This is a genomic window from Neobacillus sp. 204 (assembly GCF_046562815.1).
Lineage (GTDB): Bacteria > Bacillota > Bacilli > Bacillales > Cytobacillaceae > Neobacillus.
The window spans coordinates 171,917-184,496 of record NZ_JBJORY010000001.1 but is presented as its reverse complement, the minus strand read 5'-3'; the positions used below and the strand labels follow the sequence as shown (position 1 = coordinate 184,496).

The 12,580-nt window shown below is 36.7% G+C and carries 11 protein-coding genes and 1 other annotated feature; of the genes, 2 read left to right on the top strand and 9 right to left on the bottom strand.

Annotated elements, in window-relative coordinates; genetic code table 11:
• Window positions 1-46: 46 nt before the first annotated feature.
• The 5 genes from ACJ004_RS00925 to ACJ004_RS00905 form a co-directional block, all read right to left on the bottom strand.
• A complete protein-coding gene (locus ACJ004_RS00925; protein WP_410890632.1) occupies window positions 47-985 on the bottom strand; it encodes an ABC transporter ATP-binding protein in 939 nt (312 codons plus the stop codon).
• Window positions 986-2,050: an ABC transporter ATP-binding protein gene (locus tag ACJ004_RS00920; protein ID WP_410890630.1), complete on the bottom strand. Its 1,065-nt coding sequence runs from the start codon at window positions 2,048-2,050 to the stop codon at window positions 986-988.
• A gap of 17 nt (window positions 2,051-2,067) precedes the next feature.
• Window positions 2,068-3,096 (bottom strand): oligopeptide ABC transporter permease, encoded by a 1,029-nt coding sequence (opp3C, locus tag ACJ004_RS00915; RefSeq protein ID WP_410890628.1) that lies wholly within the window; start codon window positions 3,094-3,096, stop codon window positions 2,068-2,070.
• Entirely contained in the window at window positions 3,093-4,025 is a 933-nt protein-coding gene (opp3b, locus tag ACJ004_RS00910; protein ID WP_410890626.1) for an oligopeptide ABC transporter permease, read from the bottom strand. Before opp3b ends, opp3C begins: the two co-directional genes overlap by 4 nt.
• Window positions 4,026-4,138: 113 nt before the next feature.
• Window positions 4,139-5,827, bottom strand: coding sequence for a peptide ABC transporter substrate-binding protein (locus ACJ004_RS00905; RefSeq protein WP_410890625.1), 1,689 nt, complete (start codon window positions 5,825-5,827; stop codon window positions 4,139-4,141).
• Between the two features lie 220 nt (window positions 5,828-6,047).
• Here ACJ004_RS00905 and ACJ004_RS00900 point away from each other — a divergent pair, with 220 nt between their 5' ends.
• Both ACJ004_RS00900 and trpS read left to right on the top strand, forming a co-directional pair.
• Entirely contained in the window at window positions 6,048-6,404 is a 357-nt protein-coding gene (locus tag ACJ004_RS00900) for a DUF3899 domain-containing protein (protein ID WP_410890624.1), read from the top strand.
• A 54-nt stretch (window positions 6,405-6,458) separates the two neighbouring features.
• Window positions 6,459-6,710, top strand: a binding site (T-box leader).
• 50 nt (window positions 6,711-6,760) lie between these two features.
• Complete coding sequence (trpS, locus tag ACJ004_RS00895; RefSeq protein WP_410891250.1) at window positions 6,761-7,756, top strand: tryptophan--tRNA ligase; 996 nt, start codon at window positions 6,761-6,763, stop codon at window positions 7,754-7,756.
• Window positions 7,757-7,809: 53 nt separating this feature from the next.
• On the opposite strand, the gene ACJ004_RS00890 is transcribed toward trpS, so the two are convergent.
• From ACJ004_RS00890 to opp4A, 4 genes are all read right to left on the bottom strand, one after another.
• Window positions 7,810-8,556, bottom strand: a complete 747-nt coding sequence (locus ACJ004_RS00890) for a YjbA family protein (RefSeq protein WP_410890623.1) — start codon at window positions 8,554-8,556, stop codon at window positions 7,810-7,812.
• Window positions 8,557-8,776: 220 nt separating this feature from the next.
• Window positions 8,777-9,688 carry an oligopeptide ABC transporter permease gene (gene opp4C / locus ACJ004_RS00885; RefSeq protein WP_410890622.1) on the bottom strand — a complete coding sequence of 304 codons (912 nt, stop codon included), beginning with the start codon at window positions 9,686-9,688 and terminating at the stop codon, window positions 8,777-8,779.
• A gap of 12 nt (window positions 9,689-9,700) precedes the next feature.
• Window positions 9,701-10,666 (bottom strand): oligopeptide ABC transporter permease, encoded by a 966-nt coding sequence (opp4B, locus tag ACJ004_RS00880; protein WP_410890621.1) that lies wholly within the window; start codon window positions 10,664-10,666, stop codon window positions 9,701-9,703.
• Between the two features lie 165 nt (window positions 10,667-10,831).
• Window positions 10,832-12,547, bottom strand: coding sequence for an oligopeptide ABC transporter substrate-binding protein (gene opp4A / locus ACJ004_RS00875; protein ID WP_410890620.1), 1,716 nt, complete (start codon window positions 12,545-12,547; stop codon window positions 10,832-10,834).
• Window positions 12,548-12,580 lie beyond the last annotated feature (33 nt).

The window sequence follows — 12,580 nt, the reverse complement described above, 5'->3', positions numbered from 1 at the left end:
ATAGGGTTCATAAAAAAACGATCTCAACGTGAGATCGTTTTTTTTATTATTTAGATTGTGCTTTATATTGTTTAAATTCTTTCTCAGAACATAGGACAAAATGACCTGGAGTAACTTCTCTAAATTCCACTGGTTCATTAGGCTCGTAGTTATGACTAGCTGGGTCATAGGATCTCCGTTTACGAGTTCGTTCACTGATTGGATCTGGAGATGGAATTGCTGATAAAAGAGATTGAGTGTACGGGTGAAGTGGGTTTTTATACAGTTCATCCGCAGGTGCAAGCTCAACCATTTTACCAAAATACATAACCCCGATCCGATCACTAATGTATTTAACCATGGAAAGATCATGAGCAATAAAAAGATAGGTCAAGCTTTTCTCTTTTTGTAGTTTTCTCATTAAGTTTACTACCTGAGCTTGGATTGAAACATCCAGTGCTGAAATCGGTTCATCGGCAATGATAAATTCAGGTTGAACCGCAAGTGCACGTGCAATACCAATCCGCTGACGCTGACCACCACTAAATTCATGTGGATAGCGGTTTGCATGTTCTCTATTTAAGCCCACGGTTTCTAGGAGCTCATATACTTGCTCCATCCGATCTTGCTTAGATTTGGCTAACCCATGAATATCGATTCCCTCGGCAATAACATCAGCTATTTTTAATCTTGGATTTAATGATGCATAAGGGTCTTGGAAGATCATTTGCATTTTCCGGTTAAAATCTTTTAATTGCTTCTTAGACTTTTTCCCATGAACGTTAACTCCATCGTATAATACTTCTCCCCCAGTAGCATCATATAACCGGATAATTGTGCGCCCTGTTGTGGACTTACCACAACCTGACTCACCTACTAGTCCCATTACTTCGCCCTTATAGATATCAAATGATACATTATCAACTGCTTTTACTTCATTTATTTTACCTTCATTAAAATATTGCTTGAGATTTTTGATCTCAAGTAATTTTTCTCTTTCAGCCATTTATATCCCCTCCTTTTTTCCAGGGAATTGAGCTTGATTACCAGAAAATTGACTTTGGCGTCTTAAAACAGCAGCTGGCGGTTCCACTTTTGGTGCATCCGGATGCAACAGCCAAGTTGCTGCATAATGAGTATCAGACACTTTGAAGAATGGTGGTTCTTGCTCTAAATCAATCTTCATAACAAATGGATTACGTGGGGCGAACGCATCCCCTTTTGGTGGATCTAATAAATCTGGTGGTGTTCCAGGAATCGAAAATAATTCATCATCTTGGGTATCCATATCAGGCATTGAACTAATTAATCCCCATGTATATGGATGCTTCGGATTATAGAAAATCTCATCAGCAGTCCCAATTTCAACTATTTTTCCTCCATACATAACTGCAACACGGTCGGCTACATTAGCAACAACACCAAGATCATGCGTAATAAAGATAATCGATGTATCGATTTTCTTTTGTAGATCTTTCATTAATTCAAGAATTTGTGCTTGAATAGTAACGTCAAGCGCTGTTGTCGGTTCATCAGCTATGAGAACTTTCGGGTTACAGGCCAAAGCTATCGCGATTACCACCCTTTGCCTCATACCACCGGAGAACTGATGCGGGTATTGATCTACACGTAACTCTGCCTTAGGAATACCAACGAGTTTTAATAATTCAATTGCTCTTTCCTTGGCAGCATGTCTGCTCATATTCTGGTGTTTTATAAGCGGTTCCATAATCTGATTGCCAATTTTCATTGTTGGATTTAGGGAAGTCATCGGATCCTGGAAGATCATCGAAATATCTTTTCCACGGATTTTTTGCATTTCTTTATCTTTTAATTTGGTTAAATCCTTACCTTCAAATAGAATCTGTCCGCTTTTAATTTCTGAATTTTGCTCAGGAAGTAAACGCATGATTGATTTGGTGGTTACAGATTTACCGGAACCAGATTCACCCACAATAGCTAGTGTTTCACCATTATATAAATCAAAACTTACGCCACGAATTGCTTTAACTTCACCCGAAAACGTATGAAACGAAATATTTAAATCTTTTACTTCTAGAATTTTCTCCATTTACATCCACCTGCCTTCTAATCACGCATTTTTGGATCCAATGCATCACGTAATCCGTCTGCAACAAGGTTGAAGCATACCATGATTAATGCAATCATAATAGAAGGAATAATCATTTGATACGGAAAAGCAATCATTGATTTAAATCCTGAATTTACTAATGTTCCTAAAGATGCATGAGGTTCCTGTAATCCTAACCCGATAAAACTTAGAAATGCTTCAAAGAAAATTGCATTCGGGATGGAGAACATCGTATTTATAATAATTACACCAAACATATTCGGAATCATGTGTTTAAAAATAATAGACGAATTTGAAGCACCCAGGGTTTTAGCTGCCAAAACAAATTCTTGACCTTTAAATTTTAATACTTGCGCCCGTACGACACGAGCCATACTTGTCCATCCCGTAATGGTTAAGGCAAGAATAATTGGGATAATACCAGGTTTTAACACGAGAATCATCAATACAACAACGATAAGATTCGGAATACCAACTATAACCTCAATGATCCTCTGCATTACACTATCTATACGTCCACCTAGATAACCTGATATTGCGCCATATGCAACCCCAATAGCCATATCAATTAACGCAGCCATAAAAGCGATAAATAACGATACTTGTGTACCTTTCCACACACGTGCAAATTGGTCTCGTCCTAAATTATCGGTACCAAACCAATAATAGGCATCCACCTTTCGAACTTCATAAGCGTTATATTCGGTACCATCTCTTCTTGACAAGGTACCATCAAACGGAAGCCAGTGAACATCCTCTAAACCTTGGATTCGCGGTGGCAAATTATTATGTTTAGTATTTTGTGTATCGTAGGAATATGGCGTAATCATTGGTCCAACAAAGGCCATGATAATCATAATAACTAGGATGATCATGCTGACTACAGCACCTTTATTTTTCCGGACTCTTAGCCATGAATCCTGCCAGAAATTCAAACTTGGTTTAGAAATTTTTTCACTTTTTGATGGATCAATATGGACAGGAGCAAACATATCCTTTGAAATTGTTATGTCTTTGTTGCTCATTTAGTTTTCCCCCCCGATACACGAATACGTGGGTCGATGATTCCATAAAGAATATCAACAATTAAGATAACTACAATAAATAATACAGCAAATAAAATGTTCGTTCCCATAATAACAGGATAATCATTCATGTTAATTGATTTAACAAACTGCTCACCAATTCCTGGGATTCCAAAAATTTGCTCAATAACAAGTGACCCAGTCATTAAGCTAACCGCTAATGGTCCTAAGACAGTTACAACAGGAATTAAGGCATTTCTCAAGGCATGCTTAAAGCTAATCTGCCAGCGGCTCGCACCTTTAGCTCTCGCTAAAGTAATATAATCAGTTCCTAAAACCTCAACCATTTCTGTACGCATAAAACGCGCTGCAATTGAGATTGGGAACATCGCAAGTGCAATAGTAGGAAGGATCGTATATTCAGGTCCCTTCCATAACATTACCGGAAGCCATCCTAATTTAACCGAAATATAATATTGCATTAATCCAGCAAAAATAAATGATGGTACAGATTTACCAACAACTGCGATAAAAGTAGAACCGTAATCTATCCAAGTGTTTTGCTTTAGAGCAGCAACTACACCTAATAAGATACCTAAAATTGAACCTACAACCATTGCTTGAAAACCTAATTGTGCAGAAGGTCCAAGTCGATTAGCAATAAGTTCTGTCACAGGGGTATTATCAAATTGGAAGGAAACTCCTAAATCCCCTTTTACCAAGCTCACCATATAGTTAAAATATTGAACAGGCAGGGGGTCGTTCAAGCCATATTTATCCAGCAAAATAGCACGCTGAACTTCAGATAGCTTTTCGAAGTTATTAAAAGGACTACCTGGAATTAGCTTCATGAGGAAAAAGGTAAGCGATGTTACGACAAAAAGTGTAATAATCATATAGCCAACACGTTTTAGTATATATTTGACCATGCCTACACCTCCTAATTAGTTAAATTTTCGACATATTGTGACAATTCTCGTACAGGTAAAAAGAGAGTATATTGGTATAATATACTCTCTTTTTTTTTGATTAGGTAAAGTTACTATTTTGTGATTTTAATCCACTGGTAACTATAGTCAGGACCAAATGCATGGTGAGCAAAACCTTGAACCTTAGGATTGATTAAAAGATTAACTGAACGTTGGTAAAGTGGTGCGATTGCCGCATCATCTTCTAACAAGATTTTTTCTGCATCTTGAAGAGCTTTCCAACGATCTTGTGGCTTAGCTACAAGTTCTTCACTAGCTGATTTGATTAACTTATCAAATTCAGGATTGCTATAGTCCATATGGTTTTGTCCGCCGCCAGTAACCCATAGATCCATGTAAGTCATTGGGTCAGCGTAGTCTGGTCCCCAACCACCCATTAATAAATCATAATCCATTGCATCTTCACGAGCGATACGAATTTTGAAAGGAACTGCTTCGATTGTAATTTTTAGTCCTGGTAAGTTTTTCTCTAACTGGTCTTTAATGAATGCATCAGTTACTTTTGAAGTTTCAGTATCTTGACCTACATAAGTAAACTTAACTTCTTTAAGTCCAGTTTCTTTAAGACCTTGTTCCCAAAGCTTTTTAGCTTCTTCTTTGTTAGTGCTTAAGTAAGTTCCAGCAGTATCGCGGAAATCTTTATTATCTAAGAAAGAGAAACCTTTTGGTACAAGGAAATCAGCAGCGATTGATCCGTTTGCTAAAACATCCTCTACTAAAGCTTTCTTGTCTACAGATAGAGCAATTGCTTTACGGATATTAACATTCTTTAATGCTGGGTTCTTTTCGTTCATCTTCAACCACCAGATAGATGGTTCTTGGTAGCGAAGTAAATCTTTTTGTCCTTCAAATTGAGAAAGGATCGCAGCTTGTGCAAGCTTCGGTGTGATATCAGCTTCGCCAGCAGTATATGCGTTAGCAGATGCTTGTGGATCTTTAGAAACGTTAAAGTTAATTTTTTCTAATGTAACGTCTTTTGCATTGATATAATCAGCATTCTTTTCTAATACCCACTCAGTACCAGTAGGACCATCCCATTTAGTCATTTTAAATGGACCATTGAAAAGTAAGTGAGAAGCATCTTTAGCATAGTTATTGCCTTCAGCTTCAACAAACTTTTTGTTTTGTGGATAGAACAATGGGAAAGTTAGGTAAGACTCAATATATGGAAGTGCTCTTACTAATGTAATTTCCAAAGTATAATCATCTAGTGCCTTAATACCTAGATCTTCAACTTTTGCTTTACCAGCAACAATTTCAGATGCATTTTTGATTTTGCCTTCCATGAAGTATGCACCGTATGGAGCAGCAACTTTTGGATCAATTGCACGTTGCCATGCAAACACAAAGTCATGTGCAGTAACAGGATCACCATTAGACCATTTTGTATCTTGTTTTAATTTAATAGTGATAACAGTTTTGTCATCATTATAAGTTGGCGCACCTTCAGCAACTCCAGGAATAACTTTTTGGTCTGGATCTAAACGATATAAACCTTCGTTTGTAGCATTAAGTGTTGTAAAACTTAAAGTGTCTTGAGACATTACACTATCCATAGAAGGAATTTCTGCAGACTCAAGAACATTTAGAACTTGCTCATCAGCTAAAGCGGTTTCTTTAGTGCCAGTTTTGCCTTCATTCTCTTTCTTGCCTTCATTCTTGTCTCCGCCTGAACACGCCGCTAAGAACATGCTTAGAACTAGTGATAGTACTAAAAGTAGTGAAAGTTTTGATTTCTTCACTAGTAGACCTCCCTTTTCTATTATTCTGAAAAATTACTACATTCCCTATTATACATATTTTCTTTTAATTGTACATTATTTTTTTGAATTTAATTTACAGAATAGCAACAATCTTTACGTTAGTGTTACATTTTACTGTGTTACAACCTAGACTTCTACAGAATTTTTGTATAATATACTTAGTGACTCCCTACTACATCAATCTTTTGGAGGTTATTCAGTGAATTATCAGCTTAAGAAACGACTCTTAATAGTTGTATTAACACAACTTGTGATCATTGCTATATCTTTCATTACTTATCACAAAGTTTCTTTGTTAATCTATATCAATATATCTTTTTATTTCACTGCAGTACTACTACTAACCTCTTTACTCGTCTATACTATCCATTCAGGTTTTTTTGATGTTATTTCAAGGTCATTTAGTCTTGCATTTGAAAGAGGGCCCAATAAAAGACGCTTTGAAGAAATCCCTCCTTTATCAGAACTTGTTACATTCAACCAAAAACCACTTGTCTTTTACGGGCTGATGAATGGACTGTTAATGACTTTGGCACTAGTCATATATTATTTTTAACAACTTGAAATTAATTATTCGTTTCATTATAATAAGAGCAATTGTATAGTTACTTTAAAGGCGATGATAAAGAATAGTACGTATTTTCCTTCGTATCAGAGAGTTTGTGGGTGGTGAAAACAAACACGAATAAATACCGAATGGACTTTGGAGCCTCTGTCCGAACAAATAGTATTATGGATTAAAAGTAGGATTAGACGTTATCCTTGCGTTAAAAGGGGTCCAAACTATCTTCGAGATAAATTGGCATTGAGTGACTCTTTTTTGAGTAATTTAGGGTGGTACCGCGAACCATTCGTCCCTATTCGTTTTTGGGGATGAATGGTTTTTTTATATATTTTTTTAGGAGGAAGTTGATTATGAAAACGATTTTTTCTGGTATTCAGCCAAGCGGAACAATAACACTTGGCAACTATATCGGTGCATTGAAACAATTTGTAGAAATGCAAAATGAATACAATTGTTACTTTTGTATTGTTGACCAGCACGCAATTACAGTTCCACAGGATCCACAGACACTTCGAAAAAATATCCGAAGCCTAGCTGCATTATATCTAGCAGTTGGAATTGATCCTAACAAAGCCACATTATTTGTTCAATCAGAGGTTCCTGCTCATGCACAAGCGGGTTGGATGATGCAATGTGTAGCCTATATAGGCGAATTAGAAAGAATGACTCAATTTAAGGATAAATCTACCGGGAAAGAGGCAGTACAAGCAAGTTTATTAACCTATCCCCCGCTAATGGCTGCTGATATTCTCTTATATAACACAGATCTTGTACCTGTAGGAGAAGATCAAAAGCAACATATGGAATTAACACGAGATTTAGCAGAAAGATTTAATAAAAAATACAGTGACATTTTAACCATTCCCGAAATTAGTATTCCTAAGATCGGTGCTAGAATCATGTCACTGCAAGAACCAACGAAAAAAATGAGCAAGTCTGATCCAAATCAAAAAGCCAATATCACACCTTTGGACGATCCAAAGCAAATGGTAAAAAAGATTAAGAGTGCTGTCACTGATTCCGAAGGGATTGTTAAATTCGATAAAGAAAACAAGCCTGGTATTTCAAACTTATTATCAATTTATTCGATCTTGGGTGGAAAATCTATATCTGAAATTGAAGCAATGTATGAAGGAAAAGGCTACGGAGATTTTAAGAGTGACCTAGCAGATGTCGTAGTCAATGTCTTTAAACCAATTCAAGATAGATACTATGAGTTACTTGAATCACCAGAACTTGACCGGATTTTAGACGAAGGTGCAGAAAAAGCAAATTTAGTGGCGAATAAGACCCTAAAAAAAATGGAAACCGCCATGGGACTCGGTAGAAAAAAGAGAAAGTAAAAAAAAGCCTGAACCCCAAAAGATATGTTGTGCATATCTTTTGGGTCAGGCTTTTAGTTTACTTTCGGACCGTGCTCCATTTCCCATAGCTTTTCAAAAAATGGCTGACCTTTTATTAGATTCTCACAAAAAGTTTCATGCCTCTTCGACCAGCCATCCTTTGTTTCCTCAAATAACTGTTCCCATGCTGCTTCAAAATTTAATTCTTGAATCGTTGAATAATTCTCTGGGCACCATTCGGTATACCAATACCTAACCTCCGCTTCATTACTTGATGAGAGTAATTGGTCAAGTGCCATAAATAACAGTTGTTTTAATTGACGTTCTTTTCTGGTTAAACCTCTCATTAATTCTGGTTCAGGTGAGAGAATGTGGTAGTCCTTTATCTTTGGCTGCTCATAAAAGTGATATTTATTAGCTTCATGTTGTCCAATCATTTCGTATACCAACTGCTCTTGTCTAGGTATTAATCTACTTTTGCGTATCGGGATATTATAGCCAATTGTATCAATAGCTAAAATTCCAATCCCATCTGTTACCACGAAGCAATAATCAAGTTGAACTCTTTCATGGTTTTTTCTCAAATAAGCTTTCTGATAGATATCATCTAGTAGTTGTTGAGGTAACTCAGATAAATCATTTTCAATGTAATTAAACAAAATTGGTTCAACTTTCAACAGTGGCACTTGGTCTAACAGTTCCACCCCGTCATCCTTCCGCCATTCATGGAAGTGGCATACATTATAACCGTTTTCTTCCCCTTCAAACCAATTAACCCATACATCATGAAGATACAACATTGTACAACCCCTCACTTCAAGAAACTGTTTGTAAATCAGTATGGGCAGACCTTAGTTAAATTATTCCTTTATATATATTTTGCTCCAATTACATTTATGTACCTCAGATTATTTGAACATGTTTTTTATTTACCTTCATATATATTAGTTTTGATATTGGACTTAGAGATTTGACTATTATAGAAGCAAAAAAAAAATCCACCATGTTAATGGCAGATCTTTAACGTTTTGATTTTGGATTAAAGGCATCCTTTAGGCCTTCACCGATAAAGTTAATTGATAAGATGGTAATCGTGATTATTAATGCGGGTGGGACCCAAATCCAAAGTTTAAATTGGAGAACATCCGGCTCATTTGCCGAATTCAACATATTTCCCCAACTTGGTATTTCTTGTGGCACACCAAAGCCAAGAAAACTTAAACCTGTTTCAGCAACAATCATCGTTGCAAATGTAATCGTTGCTTGAACAATAATTGTAGATAAAATATTGGGCAGAAGATGTTTTATAATTACTTTAGCTGGTGAACACCCAATAGAAATGGCTGCTGTAATATATTCATTTTCTTTTTCGGCGAGGATCTTACTACGGACAATCCGAGCAATTCCGCCCCAGCTTAGCAAACTAATTGTTCCGATTAAGACCCATAACCCGTTTACTTTTCCAAAAAGAATAGCATTTAAGACAATTACAAATACAAGGAATGGAAAGTTTAAGATAAAATCGGTAAATCTCATTAATAAGCTATCTACGGCACCACCGAAATAACCTGAGATAGAGCCGATTAACGTTCCAAGGAAAATAACAAATAATGTACAACTTATCCCTACTAGCAATGATATCCGTCCACCATACAGTAATCTTGTAAATACATCACGCCCAGACTTATCCGTTCCTAGCCAATGTTTACCAGATGGCTCTAACGACATCTGGCCGATGTTAATTCTCGTAATATCCGCGGTAGTAATATAAGGTGCAAGGATTGAAATAATAGTAACAATTAATAAAAAGAGAAGACTAATCATTGCCAATTTATTTTTCACAAATTTCTTACGAGCAATAGCAAAAGGAGATAAACTTTTTTTGGGGGGCGTTACTAAAACATTTTTCTCATTTTGTGTTGCTATTTCCATTTTTTCTCCCCCTTAATCTAGCCTAATTCTCGGATCTACAACACCATATAATACATCAGCTATTAAGTTGCCGATTAGTGTTAAGAAAGAGAATAACATTGTCAACGTCAGTAGTACTGGATAATCCCTTGTCCCGACAGATTGAAGGAATAGTTGTCCAAGACCAGGATAAGTAAAAATGGTCTCAGTAATGATGGCGCCGCTAATAATTGCGACAATATCAAAGCCTAAAAATGTTATAAGAGGAATAATTGAGTTTCTTAAAATATGAACATTATAAATCTTACTTTCTGGCGTGCCTTTTGCTCGTGCTGTGCGAACATAATCCTTACGGCTATTTTCAATAATATCATTCCGTAAAAATTGGGTATAACTTGCTGTACTTAATAATCCTAGAACAACTGCTGGTAAAAAAACATGATGAAAACGACTTAACCACCATTCCAATGTTCCTTCTGTAACACCTATATCCACTGAACCATTAGATGGAAACCAGCCTAACGTAAATGAAAAGAAAAAGATGGCGAATACCCCTGCAATAAATGACGGAATGGCCAACCCTATGTAGTTCAAGCCTCCAATTAGGTTATCTGTTAAGGTATACGGCTTTCGTCCTGCGTAGGAACCCATTATAAACGCGAGGATATAGGTTATTAATATAGATGAAAAACCTAAAAGTATGGTGTTTGGGAGACGTTCTCCAATAACCTCGGATACATCTATTTTGAAACGAGTTGATTTTCCAAAATCCCCCTCCACGAAACCACTAATCCAACGGAAATACTGCTGAGGCAGAGGGTCATTATAACCCAATTTCTCACGCATTTCTGCGATATACTCTGGATTTGTATTTCTTGGATCAATTTCTCCGCTTAGAGAATCACCCGGCATTAGTTTTGCCAAGGTAAATATTACAATGGAGGTAAGGAGTAACATTGGAATCATTCCCAATATTCTTCGAAATGCATATTTCAACATGTGCATTCTCCTTATCTAATAGGCTATGGTAACCACAAACCGTGTAAACCTCATACCCATCTTGTTCAAATGGGAGAAGAAAGTCTACTCCCATTTGATATTCAAGATTGAGTTGGTCTTTTTAAGCCCTAGAACATATTTTATTTCCTCTTAATAAAACTGTAACTATTGCTGAATCCACCATTCATTTGAACGGTTCATACCAGATACATCAAATTTAACGTTCTGAACTCGTTTACTTACAGCCATTGTTTCTTCTAGCTCAGCAATTGGTAATGCAGGTAGATCCTGCATGAATAACTTTTGCCATTGAACATAAAGATCCTTACGTTTATCGTTATCTGTTCCAACAACTTTGATATCAAGTGCTTGATCTAACAATTTATCACTTTCAGCATTTACCCAGCGTGGATAGTTCCAAATTGCTTTTGATCCCCAAAGTGGAGTCGGATCTGGATCGGCACCAGTTGACCAGCCACCGAAGAATACTTCCATTGATTTATCAGCTTTATCAAGCATTTCATAGTATAGGTTAACATCTGTCATCGTTAATTTAGTTTTTAAACCTACTGCTTCCCAATATTGAGTTAATGCCTTGGCCCGAGATTCAAATGTCGGATTATCAGTTGCATAGTGGCTAAAGTTAACAACGAATTTCTTACCCTTTGGATCTTCACGGAAGCCATCCCCATCAACATCTTTGTAGCCTGCTTCATCTAATAATGCTTTAGCTTTTTCAGGATCATATTTGTATTGTTCTAAATCTTCATTAGGGGCAGCGATCCAATGGTTTGTAGGAATTGGACGGTTTACCGGCTTACCTACCCCAAAGAAGAATGCCTTTACCCATTCTTCACGATTGATTGCATAGTACATTGCTTCACGAAGCTTTTTCTCTTGGTATTTTGGTTCATTCATGACGTTTTTCTCGCCATCCCATGTACCTAATCTGAAACCAACATAGTAATAGCTGACCCCAGGATATGTTACAGCATTTACATTATCAAGTGCTTTCACTTGATCAATTATACTTGGATGGAAAGATGTCATATCAAGCGTTCCATTTTTCAGTTCTCCAACAGAAAGGGATGGATCGATAACTTTAATAACAACTTTTTCGATATGTGGCTTGCCGCCAAAGTAATCATCAAATCGTTCTAATTCCACGGATTCACCAGGAATAACTTTCGTTACTTTAAATGGCCCTAAACCCACAGGCTTTGTCCGAACTTGTTCAGATCCCAGCATATCTTTGATTGCAACGCCTTGAAATTCAGTACGGTTCATAGGGTATGTCCAAAGATTATCCAAGTTGTTTACACGCGCTTTATCAAAAGTAATTTGGATGTGGTAATCGTCAATGATTTTAATACCCGCTATTTCTTTCGCTTTTCCATCATGATATTCTTGTGCACCCACGATATTTCTTACGTTATCAAAACGTGCACCTTCATAATCCTTATCAGCAATAACCTTCAATGCGAATTCCCAGTCTTTAACAGATAATTCATCGCCATTGTGCCACTTCACACCTTGCTTGATTTCGAAATCAAACACTTTATTGTCAGTTGTTTTCCATGAAGCGATATGCGGCTGTGCCTTTAGGTTTTCGTCATAATCAATTAAGTTTTCATCAAAGAAGTCAATTACATATTGATCTGATGCATTCTCATAAAAAGTGTAGTTAAATTTACCCTCAGGTGCAGAATCCAATGCATAAACTAGTGTTCCGCCATCCTGTGGTTTTTCAGTTGATTCATCAGTTTTACCATCATTTTCATTTTTCGTTGTACCCGCTTTGTCTCCGCCGCTGCAAGCTGCTAAAAATGCTGATAGAACCAGCATCAATGCTGCCAACATAAGCATACTTCTTTTCTTCATTTGTTTCCCCCCTATAAAGTTTGTATTTTTTAC